The following is an 18,786-nucleotide window of genomic DNA, read 5'->3' on the forward strand; positions in this document are numbered from 1 at the left end:
TCCGGGGTCGCCGGCCGGAATACGGTGTGAGGTTGTGGAGATTCGCGATCTGACCGAGGCCGACCTGGACGCCGTGCTGGACGGCCGCACCCGGGCCTTCGGGCCCCTGTCCGGCAGCTCGGCGGTCGTCTGGCGGAGGTTGGTCCAGCCGTTCCTGGCGGCGGGGCGTTACCTGGGGGTGTTCGACGGGACGCGGCTGGTGGGGACCGCGCGGATCAATCCGTACACGCAGTGGTGGCACGGGCGGCCGGTGTCCATGGGCGGGGTCGCCGGCGTCACCGTGGCGCCGGAGGACCGCGGCCGGGGCGCCGGGCGGCGGATCATGCTGGCCGCCCTGGAGCGCGCCGCCGAGCTCGGGCACGCGGTCTCCGCGCTCTATCCGGCCACCACGCACCCGTACCGGCGGCTGGGCTGGGAGCACGCCGGCTCCCAGCTGCTTGCCACCATCCCCGCCGAAGGGCTGCGCACCATCGCCCCCGCCGAGCCGGTCAAGCTCCGCCGGATGGGCCCGGACGACGCGCCCGAGATGATGTCCGTGCTCGCCCGCGTGTACGCGGCCACCCGCGCCTCCGGGCCGATCGGCCACGACGAGGCCACCTCGCGGCTCTGGCTCGACGACGAGGACGACTTCCGCTACCTCGCCGACGACGGGTTCGTGGTCTACAGCTGGTCCGGCGAGGACATCCAGGTCGAGAACCTGGTGGCCGGGTCCGAGGCCACCGCCCGCGCGCTGTGGTCCCTGGTCGGCTCGCACGCCACCGTCGCCAAGCGGGTCAAGGCCGCGGTAACCCCCGACGACCCGGTCTTCTGGCTGCTCGCCGACCGCAAGGAGGACACGCTCACGCAGCCGCGGTGGATGTTCCGCCTGGTCGACGTGGCATCGGCGCTCGCCGCCCGCGGCTACCCCGCCGCCGTCACCATGGACGCCGTCCTCCAGGTCCAGGACCCGCAGCGTCCGGGCAACTCCGGCGGCTGGCGGCTCGAGGTCGCCTCCGGATCCGGTACGGCTACCCGCTCCGATTCCCCCGAAGGCCCCAGCCTCGCCATCGGTGGCCTCTCCGCCCTGTACGCCGGGATTCCCACCTCGACCCTGCGGCGGACCGGCCTGCTGACCGGGCCCACGGAAAAAGATGAGGCGCTGGATGCCGCGTTCGCGGCCAAACCGTACATGATCGACTACTTCTGATCGTGTCCCGCGTGCTTGCGCGCCCCCGGTGGAGTAAAGTCTCCGCCGAACAGGTGTTCGGTGGAGTGGGGGTCTGGGCGTGCTCAGGGTGTTGGGGGTCGATCCCGGGCTGACCCGGTGCGGGCTCGGCGCCGTCGAAGGACGGCCGGGCACGCCGCTCAGCCTGGTGGCCGTCGGCGTGGTGCGCACCCCCGCCGACGACGACATCGGCGCCCGGCTGGTCGCCGTCGAGACCGGGATCGAACGGTGGCTCGACGACGTGCGGCCGGACGCGGTCGCGGTCGAGCGGGTCTTCGCCCAGCACAACGTGCGCACCGTGATGGGCACCGCGCAGGCCGCCGCCGTGGCCGTCCTCTGCGCGGCCAGACGCGGGCTTCCGGTCGCGCTGCACACCCCGTCCGAGGTCAAGGCCGCCATCACCGGCAGCGGCACCGCCGACAAGAAGCAGGTCGGCCTGATGGTGACCCGGCTGCTCCGGCTCGACGCGATGCCCAAACCGGCCGACGCCGCCGACGCCCTCGCCCTGGCCATCTGCCACCTCTGGCGCGGCGCGGCCCAGAACCGCCTCGCCGACGCCCTCGCCCGAGCGAAGGGGAAGCCGTGATCGCATCCGTCTCCGGCCGGGTCACCGCCCTCGCCCCGGACTCCGCCGTCGTCGAGGTCGGCGGCGTCGGCATCCTCGTCCACTGCACGCCAGGCACCCTGGGCACCCTCCGCACCGGCGAGCCCGCCCGCCTGTTCACCTCGCTGGTGGTCCGCGAGGAATCCCTGACGCTGTACGGCTTCGCCTCCGCCGACGAGCGCGTGGTCTTCGAGATGCTGCAGACCGCCAGCGGCGTCGGCCCCCGGATCGCGCTGGCCATGCTGGCCGTGCACACGCCGAACGCGCTCCGCATGGCGGTGGCCGCGGCCGACCTCAAAGCGCTCACCATGGTGCCCGGCATCGGCCAGAAGGGCGCCCAGCGCATCGTGCTGGAACTCAAGGACAAGCTCGGCACCCCGGAGGAGGCGGTCAACACCGCCATCAACGGGGGGCGGCGCGCGCCCTGGCGGGAGCAGGTGCACTCCGGCCTGATCGGGCTGGGCTACTCCACCAGGGACGCGGACGAGGCGGTGGCCGCCGTCACCCCGGAAGCCGACCTGGAGACCGCGGCCGGGCGCGCCCCGCAGGTCGCCGTGCTGCTAAAAGCCGCCCTGAGATCGCTGAGCGTTCGGTGACCGGCCGGCGTGGGGTGGCTGCCCGGGGGTTCGGCGTTGTGAATCTTTCAGGCAGGGGGCGGTCGTGAGTTTCGATCGGGAGCTCGTCTCGCCCGACGCCGAAGGCGACGAGCGGGTCATCGAGGCCGCCCTGCGCCCCAAACGGCTGGGCGAGTTCATCGGCCAGGCGCGGGTGCGGGAACAGCTGTCGCTGGTGCTGCAGAGCGCGCTGCTGCGGGCCAGGCCGCCGGACCACGTGCTGATGAGCGGCCCGCCCGGCCTGGGCAAGACCACCCTGGCGATGATCATCGCGGCCGAGCTGGGCGCCCCGCTCCGGGTCACCTCGGGCCCCGCGCTGGAACGCGCGGGCGACCTGGCCGCCATCCTGTCCACCCTCAGCGACGGCGAAGTGCTCTTCATCGACGAGATCCACCGGATGGCCCGCCCCGCCGAGGAGATGTTGTACCTCGCGATGGAGGACTTCCGCGTCGACATCGTCGTCGGCAAGGGCCCGGGCGCCACCGCCATCCCGCTCGACATCGCGCCGTTCACCCTGGTCGGCGCCACCACCAGGGCCGGGCTGCTGCCCGCGCCGCTGCGCGACCGCTTCGGCTTCACCGCCCACATGGACTTCTACGAGCGGGACGAGCTGGAGCAGGTGCTGCGCCGCTCGGCCCGGCTGCTCTCGGTGGACCTGCCCGGCGAGGCCGCCGAGGAGATCGCCGGCCGCTCCCGGGGCACCCCGCGCATCGCCAACCGGCTGCTCCGCCGGGTCCGCGACTTCTCCGACGTCCGCGCCGAGGGCCTGATCACCCGGGAGATCGCCTCCGCCGCGCTCAATCTTTACGAAGTCGACGCCGAAGGCCTGGACCGCCTCGACCGCGCCGTCCTCACCGCGCTGCTGCGCCGCTTCGGCGGCGGCCCGGTCGGCCTGTCCACCCTGGCCGTCGCGGTGGGGGAGGAGCCGGAGACCGTCGAGGTCGTGGCCGAACCCTTCCTGGTCCGGCAGGGTCTGCTGGCCCGCACGCCCCGGGGCCGGGTGGCGACCGCCGCCGCGTGGACCCATTTCGGGCTCGTGCCGCCCCCGGGCGCGTTCGGCGCCCTCGACGCGTTCGGGGCCGCCGATGAGGAGTAGTTTCCGCGTTCCTGACCGGGCATGGGGGCTCGCTGTGGGCGAAAGGCGTACACGGATGCCTTAGGGTGTGCTACGGATCACAGATCGGTTGCAAGGGCGTGAAAACCGGAACTTTCCCGCGCGCCTAAACGTGGGTTCGTTGCCGGGCTTCTCACCGCTCGCCTACACTGCGTGGCTTGGCTGGCTGTGTAGGCTGACGTGCTGAGCGGCACATTGGCGGCACTCAGCGGCCTGGCCCGGGCAGGCGTACACCTGTGTGACCTCCGGCGCGTTAGGCCGGTCATCTCGTACCGAAGGAGAGCCCCGTGGAAGGGCTTGCGCAGTTCCTCCCGATCATCCTGTTGATCGTGGTGTTCTACTTTCTGCTCATCCGTCCGCAGCGTAAGCGGCAGCAGGAGCAGGTCGCGATGCAGAACTCCCTCACGGTGGGCTCTCGCGTCATGACGACGACCGGTCTGTTCGCCACCGTGGTCGGTTTTATGGACGACGACGTGCTGCTGGAGATCGCGCCCGGCGTGGAGACGCGCTGGATCAAGGCCGCCATCGGCCGCGTGATCACCTCGGGGGAGGAGACGGAGGACCCCGATGAGGTGGACGCCGAGGACGCCGAGGACGCGGATGAGGAAACGGTGGTAGATACCCCTGAGAAGGGGGATCAGAGTACCAAGAAGTCCTGACTCACCTCATTGAAGACCCCTTGACCGAAAGACTGACCACCAGTGGCCCCACCGACAAGTAGCCAGATCAAGCCCGGACGTACGCTCCTGGTGCTGCTGGCGATCATCCTCGCCATGGGCGCGGCGACGATCCTGCAGAAGGCGTTCATTCCGAAGTTCGGCCTGGACCTGGCCGGCGGCACGACGGTGACCCTGTCACCGGAGACGCTGGACAAGAAGGCGCCGCCGGAGGAGAGCCTCAACCGGGCCGTCAACATCATCCGCGACCGCGTCAACGGCACCGGCATCTCCGACGCCCAGGTCGCCAAATCCGGCAGCAACATTCTGATCCAGATCCCTGGGGCCGGTCAGGAACAGGCGCAGAAGCTGGTGACCACCGCCGAACTCCGGTTCCGCCAGGTGCTGGCCATCGGCCCCGCCCAGGACACGCCCGCGCCGCTGCCCAGCGCCGCTCCCAGCGGATCCCCGGCGGCCACTCCCGCCGGCTCCGCGCCCGCCGCTTCGTCCGAGCCGTCCGCGAGCGCCAGCCCGGCGGGCCGTGCCCTCTCCAAGGCGCTCACCGCGCCGTCGCCGAGCGGGACCGCCCAGCCCGAGCCCAACACGTCGGCCAGCCCGGGCGCGAGCACAGAGCCGTCAGCGCTGCCGACGAGCAGGGCCACCACCCCGCCCGCGGACGACCCGCTGGCCGGGCAGGACCTGAGCGGCATCGACCCGGCCGTGCTCCAGCAGTTCAAGGACCTGAAGTGCTCGGCCACCAACTTCGGCCAGGGCCAGCAGGACGACCCGGACAAGCAGTACGCGGCGTGTGACACCAGCGGCCAGATCAAGTACATCCTGGACAAGGCCGCGGTCCGGGGCACCGAGCTCGCGGACGCCTCCGCGGGCACCGACCCGACCACCGGCGAGTGGATCGTCCAGGTCGACTTCAAGAGCGCGGGCGCCACCCAGTTCGCCGACGTCACCCGCCGGATCACCACGCTGCCGCAGCCGCGCAACCAGCTGGCCACGGTGCTGGACGGCGCGGTCATCGTCGCGCCGACCATCAACGAGGCGATCCCCGGCGGCCGGGCCCGCATCTCCGGCGGCTTCACCCAGGTGACCGCCAGCGACCTGGCCGACCAGCTCAAGTACGGCGCGCTGCCGCTCAAGTTCGTCACCAGTTCGGTCGTGTCGGTCTCCTCGACGCTCGGCGCCGACCAGCTGCGCGGCGGCCTGATCTCGGGCGCCATCGGCCTCGCGATCGTCATGCTGTACCTGCTGCTGTACTACCGCGGCCTCGGCGCCGTCGGCATCGCCAGCCTCGGCGTCGCCACGATCGTGACCTACCTGTCGGTCGCCGTGCTGAGCGAGAACGCGGGCTTCCGCCTGTCGCTCCCGCACATCATCGGCCTGGTGGTCTCGATCGGCATCACCGCCGACTCCTTCATCGTCTTCTTCGAACGCATGCGAGACGAGATGAAGGAGGGCCGCCGCTCGATGCGGGCCGCGGTCGAGGTGGCCTGGCGGCGGGCCCGCCGGACCATCCTGGTGGCCGACGCGGTCATGTTCATCGCCGCCGTGGTGCTCTACTTCCTGGCCGTCGGCGACGTGGCGGGCTTCGCGTTCGCGATGGGCCTCACCACGGTCATCGACGTCGTGGTGGTGTTCCTGTTCACCAAGCCGCTGATGTCCCTGGTGGCGCGCACCAAGTTCTTCTCCAAGGGCCACAAGCTGTCCGGCCTCGACGCCGAACGCATGGCCCGCGCCGAGACCTCATCCCAGACCATGCAGGAGGCATGATGCCGGGCGTCATCGGCCGCCTCTACCGCGGCGACATCAACATCGACTTCGTCGGCAAGCGCAAGCTCTGGTACGGCCTCTCGGCCTTCCTGCTCGTCGTGTCCATCGTCGGCCTGATCGTCAGGGGCGGCCTCAACCTGGGCGTGGAGTTCCGGGGCGGCTCGGTCTTCGACTTCGCCAGGACGCCGAACTCGACGGTGGAGACGGTCCGCGCCACCATGAGCGACGCGGGCGTGCACCAGATCATCGTCCAGGAGGCGGGCACCGCCAACTGGCGGGTCACCACCGAGAGCCTGTCCACGACCCAGGTGAGTCAGGTCCAGCAGGCCGTCGCCGACGAGTACGGGATCTCGAAGAGCCAGGTCAGCTCGCAGGTGATCGGCGCGACCTGGGGCGGTGAGGTCTCCGAGAAGGCGGTCATCGGACTGATCGTGTTCATGGTCGCGATCATGCTGTACCTGACCATCGCGTTCGAGTGGCAGATGGCCCTGGCGGCCATCGTGGCCCTCGTGCACGACCTGGTGATCACCGCGGGTGTGTACGCGTGGTCGAACTTCGAGGTGACCCCGGCGACCATGCTGGGCTTCCTCACGATCCTCGGCTACTCGCTGTACGACGCGGTCGTGGTGTTCGACATGATCAAGGAGGTGACCGGGAAGCTGGGCACGTCGGCGAAGATGACCTACACGCAGGCGGCCAACAACGCCCTCAGTCACACCCTGATCCGGTCGCTGAACACCTCGCTGGTCGCGATCCTGCCGGTGGCGGCGATCCTGTTCATCGGCACCACGCTGCTCGGCGCGGGCACGCTGAAGGACCTGTCGCTGGCGCTGTTCGTGGGAATGCTGGTCGGCACCTACTCCTCGATCTGCGTGGCGACCCCGATCCTGGTGTCGCTCAAGGAGCGGGAGCCGCAGTGGCAGGCCCTGGCCCGCCGGGTCGCCCAGCGCGAGGCGTCCGAGGCCAAGCAGGCCACTTCCAAGACCACCGCGAAGGCCAAGACGGAGCCGGTCGGCGCCGCCAAGGCCAAGCCCAAGAAGTAAGTTCCGCTCGCTCGCACCCCGCGATCCCACCAGGGAACGCGGGGTGCGCCGCGTTTAAGGCGTGCTGTGTCTATGGCCGCCCCTCCGGCACGACGGCTTGGCCGCGCCTGTGTCTTCCCTCGTCACTCCGGGCCGCTTCGCGACCCTGCGTTCCTCAGTCCAGACACAGGCGCGGCCAAGCTAGGGTAGGCGCGTGACCGATTGGATCTCACTGATCAGGGACATTCCCGACTATCCCAAGCCGGGCATCCTGTTCAAGGACATCACCCCGCTGCTGGCTGACCCGGCCGCCTTCACCAAGGTCGTCGACGGCCTGGCCGCCGGATACGCGTTCGACAAGGTGGTCGGCATCGAGGCGCGCGGCTTCATCCTGGCCGCCCCGGTCGCGATCCGCTGTGCCGCGGGTTTCGTCCCGGTGCGCAAGAAGGGCAAATTGCCTGCCGAGACGCTGGAGGCGTCCTACGATCTGGAGTACGGCTCCGCCACCATCGAGATCCACACCGACGCGCTCGGCCCCGGCGACCGGGTGCTGATCGTGGACGACGTGCTCGCCACCGGCGGCACGGCGGCCGCGACCGTGGACCTGGTCCGGCGGACGGGAGCGCAGGTGGTCGCGGTCTCGTTCCTGATGGAGCTGTCCTTCCTCTCCGGCCGGGAGAGGCTGCCCGACCTGGACGTCCGGTCCCTGGTGACCGTCTGATCCCGAGCTCAGAGCCGCCACCGATAGACTTGGGGCCTGGACTCGACGTGTAAGGAGTCTGTGTGCCCCGTGATGTGGTCGCCCCCGGCAGCGTGTCCTCCGTCGCGCCCGCGGAGCCCGCGCCGGCGGAACCGCGCGCGGCCGTGCCGGACAGAGGACCGGACAGAGCGCCGGACCGTGCGCAGGAACGAGCGCGGGAAAGTGCTCTTGGAAGTGAATCGCGCCCGCGTGACGTTGGAGTAGACGACGGGGAAAGGATCGGGGAGAAGACCGGCGACAAGCCCGCGCCGGCCGTGCGGCGCAGGCTCGCGCGGTTCGGGGGGCAGTGGGGGGCGATGAATCCGGTTCTGGAGCCTTTGTTCAAGACGGTGCGGGCCAGCCACCCCAAGGCCGACCTGCGCCTGATCGAGCGCGCCTACGACGTGGCCGCCTTCCACCACCGCGACCAGAAGCGCAAGAGCGGCGACCCGTACATCACCCATCCGCTGGCCGTGGCGACCATCCTGGCCGAGCTGGGCACCGACGACGAGACCCTGTGCGCCGCCCTGCTGCACGACACGGTGGAGGACACCGCGTACAGCCTGGACGAGCTGCGCGGCGACTTCGGCGAGAACATCGGGCTGCTGGTCGACGGCGTGACCAAGCTGGACAAGGTCAAGTTCGGCGACGCGGCGCAGGCCGAGACCGTGCGCAAGATGGTCGTGGCGATGTCCCGCGACATCCGGGTCCTGGTGATCAAGCTCGCCGACCGGCTGCACAACATGCGCACCATGCGCTACATGCCCGAGCACAAGCGGCAGCAGAAGTCCCGGGAGACCCTGGAGATCTTCGCGCCGCTGGCGCACCGGCTGGGCATGAACACCATCAAGTGGGAGCTGGAGGACCTCGCGTTCGCCATGCTCTACCCCAAGCGCTACGACGAGATCGCCAGGATGGTGTCCGAGCGGGCCCCGCGCCGCGACCTGTTCCTGCAGGAAGTGATCGAGAACGTCTCCGGCGACCTGCGCGAGTCCAAGATCAAGGCGGCCGTGAAGGGCCGCCCCAAGCACTACTACTCGATCTACCAGAAGATGATCGCCCGGGGCGTGGCCTTCGACGACATCTACGACCTGGTGGGCATCCGTGTCCTGGTGGACACGGTCCGCGACTGCTACGCCGCGCTCGGAACGATCCACGCGCGGTGGAACCCGGTGCCCGGCCGGTTCAAGGACTACATCGCGATGCCCAAGTTCAACATGTACCAGTCGCTGCACACGACGGTGATCGGCCCGGAGGGCAAGCCGGTCGAGCTCCAGATCCGCACCCGCGCCATGCACAACCGCGCGGAGTACGGCGTGGCCGCCCACTGGAAGTACAAGGAGGAGATGGTCACCTCCGGCCCGGCCAAGGTCAAAGAGGTCAACGACATGGCCTGGCTGCGGCAGCTGCTCGACTGGCAGAAGGAGACCTCCGACCCGGGCGAGTTCCTGGAGTCGCTCCGCTTCGACCTGTCGGTCTCGGAGGTGTTCGTCTTCACCCCGCGCGGCCAGGTGGTGGCCCTCCCCGACGGCGCCACCCCGGTCGACTTCGCCTACGCGGTGCACACCGAGGTCGGGCACCGATGTATCGGAGCCCGGGTGAACGGGCGGCTGGTGCCGCTGGAGTCCCGGCTCGGCAACGGCGACACGGTGGAGATCTTCACCTCCAAGTCGCCGGACGCGGGCCCGTCCCGGGACTGGCTGAAGTTCGTCAAGAGCGGCCGGGCCCGCAACAAGATCCGCCAGTGGTTCTCCAAGGAGCGCAGGGAGACCGCGATCGAGGCGGGCAAGGAGGCCATCGGCCGGGCCATGCGCAAGCAGGGCCTGCCGCTGCAGCGGCTGATGTCCGGGGAGGCGCTGCTGGCGCTGGCCCGGGATCTGCGCTACCCGGACGTCTCCGCGCTGTACGCGGCGGTCGGCGAGGGCCACATCGCGGCCCAGAGCGTCGTCCAGAAGCTCGTGCAGGCGCTGGGAGGCGTCGAGGGGGCAGAGGAGGACATCGCCGAGGCTTCGGTCGTCACGCGGCTCAAGGGGCGTCCCAGGGCCAATTCCAACGCGGGCGTCATCGTGGCCGGCGACCCGGACGTCTGGGTGCGCCTCTCCCGCTGCTGCACCCCCGTCCCCGGCGATGAGATCGTCGGCTTCGTGACCCGCGGCCACGGCGTCTCGGTGCACCGGGTGGACTGCGCCAACATCGGCCAGCTCCGCGAGCAGCCCGACCGCCTGGTCGAGGTCGCCTGGTCCCCGGGCGACGACTCGGTCTTCCTGGTCGCCATTCAGGTGGAGGCGTTGGACCGGCCCAGGCTGCTCTCCGACGTGACGAGGACGCTCTCCGATCAGCACGTGAACATCCTGTCCGCGTCGGTGACCACGTCCAGGGACCGCGTCGCGGTCAGCAAGTTCACCTTCGAGATGGGCGACCCCAAACACCTCGGCCACGTCCTGAAGGCCGTCAGGACCATCCAGGGCGTCTACGACGTCTACCGAGTCACCTCATAACGTCCCCTCCTAACGTCACCTCATAGCGAAGCCCTCGCACGATATGCGAGGGCCCTGCTAATGGCTTGGCCGCCCTGTGGTCAACCGCCGCGCCTTAATTCGTATGTCCCGGCTTGGCCGCGACTGCGTCTGGACTGAGGAACGCAGGTCGCGGAGCGGCCGGAGTGACGAGGGAAGACGCAGGCTGAGGGCGGCCAAGCCCGCCGATCCGAAGGATCGGCCAATGTCACGAGAATTCGGCCAGCGTGCGCTCGGCCTCCTGGAGCCAGGACCGGCGAGCCGCGATCGACTCCTCGGCCTCCTTGGCGGCCTTGCTGCCCGGCTGCGCCTTCGCCAGGCGGTTCTCCAGCTGCTCGATCGACTTCCTGAGCTGGTTCACCGTGTCCTGGGCGCGCGCCCTGGCCTCCGGGTTGGAGCGGCGCCACTGCTCCTCCTCGGCCTTGCGGACCGCGTCGTCCACCTTGCGCAGGCCGCCCTCAAGCCGGTCCCGCTGCTCGCGCGGCACCGGTCCGACGGCCTCCCAGCGCTCCACCAGGGCCCGCAGCGCGTTCCGCGCCGCCCGCACGTCGGAGACAGGGAGGATCTTCTCCGCGTCCACCAGCAGCGCCTCCTTGGCCTCGGCGTTGGCCGCGAACGAGGCGTCCCGCTCGGCGAACACCGCCGACCTGGCCTGGAAGAACAGGTCCTGGGCGCCCTTGAACCTGTTCCACAGGTCGTCCTCGGCCTCCCGGGAGGCCCGCCCGGCCGACTTCCACTGCCGCATCAGCTCGCGGTAGGCGGCCGCGGTGGCGTTCCAGTCGGTCGAGGCGGCCAGCGCCTCGGCCTCGGCGACGATGCGCTCCTTCTGCCCGCGCACCTGGTCGCGCTGCTCGTCCAGCGAGGAGAAGTACGCCTTGCGGCGCTTCGCGAACGCCGTCCTGGCCGCCGACAGCCGCTTCCACAGCCCGGCCTCGGTGGCGCGGTCGATCCGCTCGGCCGCCTTCCACTCCTCCACCAGCTGCCGCAGCCGCTCGCCGCCGGACTTCCAGTGGGTGGCGTCCTCGGCGATGCGCTCCGCCTCCGCGACGATCCGCTCCTTGATCTCCTTGGCCTGCGACCTGGCCTGGTCCCGGGCCGCCCGGACCTCCTCGCGGCGCTTGCCGACCAGTTCCGACAGCGCCCCGAGGCGATCGTTGAGCGAGCCGAGATCGCCGACCGCGTGCGCCTCCGCGACCGCCTCGCGCAGCTTGAGGATGCTCGCCTCGGCCTGTGCGGGCGGCAGATCGGTGCCCCTGACCCGCTGTTCCAGGAGCTGGACCTGCCCGGCCAGCTCCTCGAACTTGCGGTGGAAGTAGGCCAGGGCCTCTTCCGGTTCACCGGCCTGCCAGGACCCGACGGCCCGTTCTCCCTCAGCCGTACGCACGTAGACGGTGCCGTCGTCGTCTACCCGGCCCCACGGGTCGGTGGTCACCGTGTCCTCCCGCACTCGAATCAGCCTCCAGGGCGCAAACGGCCCTTGGTTGTATTACGTCAGCTCTTGCCGGTAATTGTCACGTCTTTGATTTCGACGGCCGTCTTCGGCGGGCCGTCGCCGCCGCCGCCCTCGACCCCGTCCTTGGCCACCTTGTCCACCAGGTCAAGACCCTTGGTGATGGTGCCGAAGGGGGTGTAGGCGTCCTGCAGGGCGGCGTCGGTCTCGTCGCCGTACACGATGAAGAACTGGCTGCCGTTGGTGCCCGCGCCGCTGTTGGCCATGGCCAGCACGCCGCGCTTGTAGCTCGCGCCTTCCAGGTTCTCGTCGGTGAAGCGGTAGCCGGGGCCGCCGCTGCCGGACGCCGTCGGGTCGCCGCACTGGAGCACCTTGATGCCCTCGGTGGTCAGGCGGTGACACTTGGTGTCGTTAAAATATTTCTTCTCGGCCAGGAACTGGAACGAGCCGACCGTGCAGGGCGCCTTCGCCCCGTCCAGGGTGGCCTCGATGACGCCCAGGTTGGTCTTGATGGTCATCGTCGCGGGCTGCGCGGCCACCTTCGCGGGCGGCTGGCCGACGTCCTTGGCCGCTTGGCCGTCCGCCAGGTACTCGCAGGTGCCGGAGGCCGGGTCGTACGCCTTCGGCCCGGCGGGCGCGCTCGCCGAGGGCACCGCCGTGTCCGTGGGGGTGGCCGTCGTCGCGTCGTCGCCCTCGCCGGTCAGCAGCATCGCGGCGGCCACGATGCCGCCGATCACCACGACCACGCCGACGGTGGTGCCGATGGCAGCGGTCCGCTTGGCGGCGCGCTCCCGCTGGATGCGCGCGGTCTGCTGGCGCTCGTAATGCTCGCGCGCGAGTTGCTTCTGGCGGTCCTTACCGCTGACCACTTCGTCCTCCCGACTGTCCAAGAATGACTATTGAGGTGGGCGAATCGTATCGGCACACAGGTATTAGTTCGCAGCCCGCCGACCCGCACCGGTACCCTTCGGTTACATTCGCTCGCGCAATCCTTGAGACATCGAGGCCTTTCCGTTGTTGATCGCCGCGTTCCCCGCTGGGTCCTTTCAGGCAAATTGTTATGTGATCGCGCCCGAGTCCGGAGCCGAGTGCGTGGTCGTCGACCCAGGTCAGGACGCTGTCGGGGAGCTGGACGAGGTGCTGCGCGAGCACCGGCTCAAGCCCGTCGCGGTCGTGCTGACGCACGGTCACCTCGATCACGTCTGGTCGGTCGCGCCGGTCTGCGGAGCCCGGGACATTCCTGCATGGATTCATCCCGATGACCGTGAACTGCTCACGGATCCGGCCAAGGGGATCTCGGCGCAGGCGAGCCAGGTGTTCGGCGGGCTCCAGCTGAGCGAGCCGGACGACGTGCGCGAGCTGACCGACGGCGTGACCCTGAAACTCGCCGGCCTGGAGCTGACCGTCGATCACCGCCCGGGCCACACCCGGGGTTCGGTGACGTTCCGGCTGCCCCCGGCCGAGGAGATCCCCCCGGTCTTGTTCTCCGGCGACCTGCTGTTCGCCGGTTCCATCGGCCGCACCGATCTGCCGGGCGGCGACCATCCGTCCATGCTGCGCAGCCTCGCCGCCACGATGACGCTGCCGGACGAGACGGCCGTGCTGCCCGGCCATGGACCACAGACGACGATCGGCCGCGAGCGCGCCGTCAACCCCTACCTTCAGGAGTTGCCGCCCGCGCGTGGCCCGCACAGGGGACTCTAATGAGCTTTCAGGCGCCCAAGGGCACCTTCGACTGGATGCCGCCACGTTCCGAGCGCGTGCTCGCCGTTCGCGACGCGCTGGCCGCGCCCGCCCGCAGGGCCGGGTACGGCTACATCGAGACGCCCGCGTTCGAGGACACCGGCCTGTTCTCCCGCGGCGTCGGCGAATCCACCGACATCGTGACGAAGGAGATGTACACCTTCGAGGACAAGGGCGGGCGCTCCATCACGCTCCGCCCGGAGGGCACCGCCTCGGTGATGCGGGCCGTGATCGAGCACGGCCTGCCCGGCGGCCCGCTGCCGGTCAAGCTCTGGTATTCGGGCAGCTACTACCGCTACGAGCGGGCCCAGAAGGGCCGCTACCGGCACTTCTCCCAGGTGGGCGCGGAGGCCATCGGCACCGAGGACCCGGCCGTGGACGCCGAGCTGATCACGCTGGCGGTGGACGGCTACGCCTCCCTCGGGCTGAGCGGGGTGCGGCTGCTGCTCAACTCGCTGGGGTGCGCGGAGTGCCGCCCGGCCTACCGGGCCGCCCTGCAGGACTTCCTGCGCGGGCTCGACCTGGACGAGCAGACCCGGCAGCGGATCGAGATCAACCCGCTCCGCGTGCTGGACGACAAGCGCCCGCAGGTGCAGGCGCAGCTGACCGGCGCGCCGCTGGTCACCGACCACCTGTGCGGGGCCTGCAAGGCCTACCACGAAGAGGTGCGCACGCTGCTGACGGCGGCCGGGGTGAAATACACCGACGATCCCCGGCTGGTGCGCGGTCTCGACTACTACACGCGTACCACCTTCGAGTTCCTGCACGACGGTCTGGGCGCCCAGTCGGCGGTCGGCGGCGGGGGCCGCTACGACGGGCTGAGCGAGATGATCGGCGGGCCGCCGCTGCCGAGCGTGGGCTGGGCGCTCGGGGTGGACCGCACGGTGCTGGCGATGGAGGCCGAAGGGCTTTTCGACGCCGAGCCCGCCACCGTGGACGTGTTCGCGGTGCCGCTCGGCGAGGAGGCCAAGCGGGTGGCGTTCGGCCTGGTCGTGGAGTTGCGGCGGGCCGGGCTCTCGGCCGACATGGCCTTCGGGGGGCGCGGGGTGAAGGGGGCCATGAAGGCCGCCGACCGCAGCGGTGCCCGGTTCGCCCTTATCCTCGGGGATCGGGATCTGGCGGCGGGGGCCGTACAACTGAAGGATCTCACCACTGCTGAGCAGACCGCGGTGCCGCTTGCCGAGGTCGCCGACACCCTGAAAGGGAAACTCTCGTGATCCGCACCCACGAAGCAGGAACGCTTCGTCGCGAGCATGCCGGCCGGCAGGTGACGCTGGCGGGCTGGGTAGCACGCCGCCGTGACCACGGTGGCGTGGTGTTCATCGACCTGCGCGACGCTTCCGGTTCGGCCCAGGTCGTCTTCCGCGAGGAGGACGACGCGCACGGGCTGCGCTCCGAATACTGCGTGAAGGTCGTCGGCGAGGTGCGGGTCAGGCCGGAGGGCAACGAGAACCCCGACCTGCCGACCGGCGAGATCGAGGTCGTCGCCACCCAGGTCGAGGTGCTGAGCGAGGCCGCTCCGCTGCCGTTCCCGATCGAGGGCAACGCCGGCGTCTCGGAGGAGGCCCGGCTGCGCTACCGCTACCTGGACATCCGCCGCCAGCAGGTCGGCGACGCGCTCCGCACCCGCTCCAAGGCCACCTACCTGGTGCACGAGGTCATGCGCGAGCGTGACTTCGTCTACGTGGAGACCCCCAACCTGACCCGCTCCACGCCCGAGGGCGCGCGCGACTTCCTGGTCCCGGTCCGGCTGCAGCCCGGCAGCTGGTATGCGCTGCCCCAGTCGCCGCAGCTGTTCAAGCAGCTGCTCATGGTGGGCGGCCTGGAACGCTACTACCAGCTCACCAAGTGTTTCCGCGACGAGGACCTGCGCGCCGACCGGCAGCCCGAGTTCACCCAGATCGACATCGAGATGTCCTTCGTCGACCAGGACGACGTGATGGAGCTCGGCGAGGCCATCATGGCCAGGGTCTGGCAGGACACCGTCGGCTACACCATGCCGCGCCCGCTGCCCCGCCTCACCTACGCCGAGGCCATGGCCAGGTACGGCTCCGACAAGCCCGACCTGCGCTTCGGCTGCGAGCTCACCGACCTCACCGAATACTTCGCCAAGACCACCTTCCGGGTCTTCCAGGCCGAGCACGTCGGCGCCGTCGTGATGCCAGGCGGCGCCGCGCAGACCCGCAGGGAGCTGGACGGCTGGCAGGACTGGGCCAAGTCGCGCGGCGCGCGCGGCCTGGCCTACGTGCTGGTCCAGCCGGACGGCTTCGGCGGCCCGGTCGCCAAGAACCTGTCGGAGGAGGAGATCTCCGGCCTGGCCGCCGCCACCGGCGCCCAGGTCGGCGACGCCGTCTTCTTCGCGGCGGGGCCGGCGCGCGCCGCCCGCGACCTGCTGGGCGCGGCCCGCCTGGAGATCGGCCGCCGCTGCGGGCTCATCGACGAGTCCCAGTGGTCGTTCCTCTGGGTGGTGGACGCCCCCATGTTCGAGGAGGACGGCGAGGGCGGCTGGACCGCCGTGCACCACCCGTTCACCGGTCCCAAGCCGGAGTGGGCCGACGACTTCCAGGACCATCCGGGCGAGGCGCTGGCCTACGCGTACGACATGGTCTGCAACGGCATGGAGATCGGCGGCGGCTCGATCCGGATCCACCGCGCCGAGATGCAGGAGCGCGTGTTCGGCGTGCTCGGCATCTCCAAGGAGGAGGCCGAGAACAAGTTCGGCTTCCTGCTCGAAGCCTTCAAGTACGGCCCGCCCCCGCACGGCGGCATCGCCTACGGCTGGGACCGGATCTGCATGCTGCTCGCGGGCGGCGACTCGATCCGCGACGTCATCGCCTTCCCGAAGACGGCCTCCGGCTTCGACCCGCTGACCGGGGCGCCCACTCCGATCACGGGCGAGCAGCGCAAGGAGGCGGGCGTGGACGCGAAGCCGCGCGCCCAGGAACTCGTCTGACCCACAAGCAAGGCCCCGGCGACCGCGCGTCGCCGGGGCCTTGCTTTGTAAAGGAGCCCGCGTGCGGCCGTCAGAAGGCTCGAGGCGGTGTCGGGCAGGCAAATCCCAGAGATGGCTGTTCAGGGCCTTAGGGGCGATTCTGGGGCGTTCAGGGCAGGTAGCCGACCCCGCCGAGGAAGCCGGCCTTGCTCCAGTCGGGGGTGAGGTCGTACTCCGGCCGCCACGCCTCCACCGGCACCAAGCCGGGCTCCAGCAACTCCAGCCCCTCGAAGTAGGTAAGGATCTGCTCCGATGTCCTAGGCGTCAGATTGCCCGTCTTGGTGGCCTTGTACGTGCTGGTCACCAAGATCTCGTCCTCCTTGCTGACCCGCCCCGCGTGCCCGTGCGAGATCACCAGGTAGCTGCCGGGCGCCAGCCGCTCCCGCAGCCGGGCCACGATCGAGGCGGCCTCCTCGTCGTCGGGCACGAAGTGCAGCACGGCCAGCAGGAGCAGGGCGACCGGCCGGCCGAAGTCGATCCTGGCGGCCACCTCCGGGTGGTCCAGGATGCCTTTGGGCTCGTGCAGGTCGGCCTGGACCACCGTGGTGAGCGGGTTCTCGGCCAGCAGGGCGCGGCCGTGGGCCAGCACGATCGGGTCGTTGTCGACGTAGACCACGCGGGAGTCGGGGGCGGTCTGCTGGGCGACCTGGTGCACGTTCTCCCGGGTGGGCAGGCCGGAGCCGATGTCCAGGAACTGGCGCACCCCGGCGTCGGCGATGAGCCGGACCGAGCGGGACAGGAAGGCGCGGTTGTCCCGGGTGAAATCGCGCACGTACGGCATGATCGAGAGTATGTGCTCGGCGGCCTCGCGGTCGGCGGCGAAGTTGTCCTTGCCCCCGAGGTAGTAGTCGTACATGCGCGCCACGCTGGGCACATGGGGGTTGATCACCCATGACGGGGCCTGCTCGCGGTCGGTCACGTCCTCGCCTTCCGGCGTAGCTCCGCCCCCTGCCGGTGGCGAGTCTGAAGGGTCTCGTGACACGCGTGGGGCCCGCGTTTCACGACATTTCCGTGCATGGTACGGCTCGCGACACTATTGGTGCGAACCGTACCAGACACGAGATGTCAGAACCGGACCGGCAACGCGGTCAGGCCGCGCACCACCGCACCGGTGGTCTTGTATTGGATCTCCTCGGGATCGATCCCGAGCTCGATCCCGGGCAGCCGCTCCAGCAGCGTCCCGATGGCGATCTGGCCCTCCAGCCGGGCCAGCGGCGCGCCCAGGCAGAAGTGGATGCCGTGCCCGAAGGCCAGGTGCCGGTTCTCGGTCCTGGTGATGTCCAGCCGGGACGGGTCGGCGACCGCGGCGGGGTCGTGGCCGGCGGCGCCCAGCGAGATGTGCACCATGCTGCCGCGCGGGATGGCCACCCCGCCGAGCTCCAGGTCCTCGGTGGAGAAGCGGGGGGTGGACCGCTCGACCGGGCCGTCGTAGCGCAGGAACTCCTCGATCGCCGACGGCAGCAGGCCGGGATCGTCGCGCAGCAGTTTGAGCTGGCCGGGGTTGCGCAGCAGGGCCAGCATGCCGTTGCCGATCAGGTTCACCGTGGTCTCGTGCCCGGCGATCAGCAGCAGCGTCAGGGTGGAGATCATCTCCTTGTCGGTCAGGCCGCCCTCGTCCTGGATCGCCAGCATCGCGCTGATCAGGTCGTCGCGCGGCTCCGCCCGTCTGGCCTCGATCATCTCGGTGAAGTAGGCCCGGGTGGCCCGCGAGGCCGCCGCGCGGGCCCGCTGCCGCTCCTCCTCGAACCGGGGGTTGATCAGCAGCTCCGACCATTCGCGGAACAGGTGGCGGTCCTCGGGGCGGACCCCCAGCAGCTCGCAGATGACGATGATCGGCAGCGGGAAGGCGAACTCGTCCAGCAGCTCGGCCCGGCCGTTCGGCTCCATGGCCGCGATCAGCTCGTCGGTGATCTCCTGGATCCTGGGCCGGAGCGCCTCCACCCGGCGGGGCGTGAAGGCCTTGGACACCAGCCGGCGCAGCCGGGTGTGGTCCGGCGGGTCGACCGACAACATGTTGGAGTCGAGCAGGATGTCGTCGTCGTTGGCGACCTTCCGGAAGTAGTCCCCGTAGACGGTGATGTCCTTGGACAGCCGGGGGTCGGCGAGGGCCGCCCGGCCGAGCTCCTGGTCGATGACCACGAACGCCTGGAAGCCCGGCGGAAAGTCGATCGGATGGACCGGGCCGCGGGCCCTGACGGTGTCGTACGCGGCGTAGGGGCTGGCGGCGAACTCGGGCGTGAGGACGAACTCAAACGGCAGTTTCTCCGGCACTTGCCGCTCCTAGCTAGGGATCGGATGGGAAGCCATCATGATCCCCTAATCCGGGTGGCGTGTCCGGCGGACGCGCCAC

At 70.2% G+C, this 18,786-nt stretch carries 16 protein-coding genes; 12 read left to right on the forward strand and 4 right to left on the reverse strand.

The features are described from left to right. Positions 1 to 34: 34 nt before the first annotated feature. From Aple_RS22610 to Aple_RS22650, 9 genes are all read left to right on the forward strand, one after another. Complete coding sequence (locus Aple_RS22610) at positions 35 to 1,186, forward strand: GNAT family N-acetyltransferase (RefSeq protein WP_155346665.1); 1,152 nt, start codon at positions 35 to 37, stop codon at positions 1,184 to 1,186. A 79-nt stretch (positions 1,187 to 1,265) separates the two neighbouring features. Beyond that, positions 1,266 to 1,790, forward strand: a complete 525-nt coding sequence (ruvC, locus tag Aple_RS22615) for a crossover junction endodeoxyribonuclease RuvC (RefSeq protein WP_155346666.1) — start codon at positions 1,266 to 1,268, stop codon at positions 1,788 to 1,790. Beyond that, complete coding sequence (gene ruvA / locus Aple_RS22620) at positions 1,787 to 2,404, forward strand: Holliday junction branch migration protein RuvA (protein WP_155346667.1); 618 nt, start codon at positions 1,787 to 1,789, stop codon at positions 2,402 to 2,404. Before ruvC ends, ruvA begins: the two co-directional genes overlap by 4 nt. 64 nt (positions 2,405 to 2,468) lie before the next feature. After that, positions 2,469 to 3,518 (forward strand): Holliday junction branch migration DNA helicase RuvB, encoded by a 1,050-nt coding sequence (gene ruvB / locus Aple_RS22625; RefSeq protein WP_155346668.1) that lies wholly within the window; start codon positions 2,469 to 2,471, stop codon positions 3,516 to 3,518. Positions 3,519 to 3,823: 305 nt separating this feature from the next. Next, positions 3,824 to 4,195, forward strand: a complete 372-nt coding sequence (gene yajC, locus Aple_RS22630; protein WP_155346669.1) for a preprotein translocase subunit YajC — start codon at positions 3,824 to 3,826, stop codon at positions 4,193 to 4,195. 42 nt (positions 4,196 to 4,237) lie between these two features. Then, positions 4,238 to 5,974, forward strand: a complete 1,737-nt coding sequence (gene secD / locus Aple_RS22635) for a protein translocase subunit SecD (RefSeq protein WP_308805515.1) — start codon at positions 4,238 to 4,240, stop codon at positions 5,972 to 5,974. Then, complete coding sequence (gene secF, locus Aple_RS22640) at positions 5,971 to 7,017, forward strand: protein translocase subunit SecF (RefSeq protein WP_308805516.1); 1,047 nt, start codon at positions 5,971 to 5,973, stop codon at positions 7,015 to 7,017. The genes secD and secF overlap by 4 nt, the downstream gene beginning before the upstream one ends. Before the next feature lie 193 nt (positions 7,018 to 7,210). Then, positions 7,211 to 7,717, forward strand: coding sequence for an adenine phosphoribosyltransferase (locus Aple_RS22645; RefSeq protein ID WP_155346670.1), 507 nt, complete (start codon positions 7,211 to 7,213; stop codon positions 7,715 to 7,717). Positions 7,718 to 8,052: 335 nt separating this feature from the next. Continuing rightward, positions 8,053 to 10,233, forward strand: a complete 2,181-nt coding sequence (locus Aple_RS22650) for a RelA/SpoT family protein (RefSeq protein ID WP_155346725.1) — start codon at positions 8,053 to 8,055, stop codon at positions 10,231 to 10,233. A 226-nt stretch (positions 10,234 to 10,459) separates the two neighbouring features. Here Aple_RS22650 and Aple_RS22655 read toward each other — a convergent pair whose 3' ends face one another. Both Aple_RS22655 and Aple_RS22660 read right to left on the reverse strand, forming a co-directional pair. Continuing rightward, positions 10,460 to 11,698, reverse strand: a complete 1,239-nt coding sequence (locus Aple_RS22655) for a DUF349 domain-containing protein (RefSeq protein ID WP_246264705.1) — start codon at positions 11,696 to 11,698, stop codon at positions 10,460 to 10,462. A 44-nt stretch (positions 11,699 to 11,742) separates the two neighbouring features. Then, the gene (locus Aple_RS22660; RefSeq protein WP_155346671.1) at positions 11,743 to 12,570 is read right to left on the reverse strand and encodes a peptidylprolyl isomerase; all 828 of its coding nucleotides are present in this window, start codon (positions 12,568 to 12,570) and stop codon (positions 11,743 to 11,745) included. A 145-nt stretch (positions 12,571 to 12,715) separates the two neighbouring features. Between Aple_RS22660 and Aple_RS22665 the strand changes: the two genes are divergently transcribed. Genes Aple_RS22665 through aspS form a run of 3 tightly spaced genes read left to right on the forward strand, consistent with a single transcriptional unit; the run spans position 12,716 to position 16,397 of the window. Next, on the forward strand, positions 12,716 to 13,405 hold the full coding sequence (locus tag Aple_RS22665; protein WP_155346672.1) for an MBL fold metallo-hydrolase: 690 nt from the start codon (positions 12,716 to 12,718) through the stop codon (positions 13,403 to 13,405). After that, on the forward strand, positions 13,405 to 14,661 hold the full coding sequence (gene hisS, locus Aple_RS22670) for a histidine--tRNA ligase (protein ID WP_155346673.1): 1,257 nt from the start codon (positions 13,405 to 13,407) through the stop codon (positions 14,659 to 14,661). Before Aple_RS22665 ends, hisS begins: the two co-directional genes overlap by 1 nt. Continuing rightward, the gene (gene aspS / locus Aple_RS22675) at positions 14,658 to 16,397 is read left to right on the forward strand and encodes an aspartate--tRNA ligase (protein WP_155346674.1); all 1,740 of its coding nucleotides are present in this window, start codon (positions 14,658 to 14,660) and stop codon (positions 16,395 to 16,397) included. Before hisS ends, aspS begins: the two co-directional genes overlap by 4 nt. Before the next feature lie 148 nt (positions 16,398 to 16,545). On the opposite strand, the gene Aple_RS22680 is transcribed toward aspS, so the two are convergent. Together Aple_RS22680 and Aple_RS22685 are read right to left on the reverse strand one after the other, a co-directional pair. Beyond that, complete coding sequence (locus Aple_RS22680; RefSeq protein ID WP_155346675.1) at positions 16,546 to 17,355, reverse strand: SAM-dependent methyltransferase; 810 nt, start codon at positions 17,353 to 17,355, stop codon at positions 16,546 to 16,548. Between the two features lie 146 nt (positions 17,356 to 17,501). Next, positions 17,502 to 18,707 (reverse strand): cytochrome P450 family protein, encoded by a 1,206-nt coding sequence (locus tag Aple_RS22685; RefSeq protein WP_155346676.1) that lies wholly within the window; start codon positions 18,705 to 18,707, stop codon positions 17,502 to 17,504. Positions 18,708 to 18,786 lie beyond the last annotated feature (79 nt).

It is taken from the genome of Acrocarpospora pleiomorpha (assembly GCF_009687885.1).
Lineage (GTDB): Bacteria > Actinomycetota > Actinomycetes > Streptosporangiales > Streptosporangiaceae > Acrocarpospora > Acrocarpospora pleiomorpha.

What these genes read in the sequence shown, in the direction of transcription:
- secF (WP_308805516.1), top strand. Translation starts at nt 5,971, where the DNA reads ATGATGCCGGGCGTCATCGGCCGCCTCTACCGCGGCGACATCAACATC.
- Aple_RS22650 (WP_155346725.1), top strand. Translation starts at nt 8,053, where the DNA reads ATGAATCCGGTTCTGGAGCCTTTGTTCAAGACGGTGCGGGCCAGCCAC.
- hisS (WP_155346673.1), top strand. Translation starts at nt 13,405, where the DNA reads ATGAGCTTTCAGGCGCCCAAGGGCACCTTCGACTGGATGCCGCCACGT.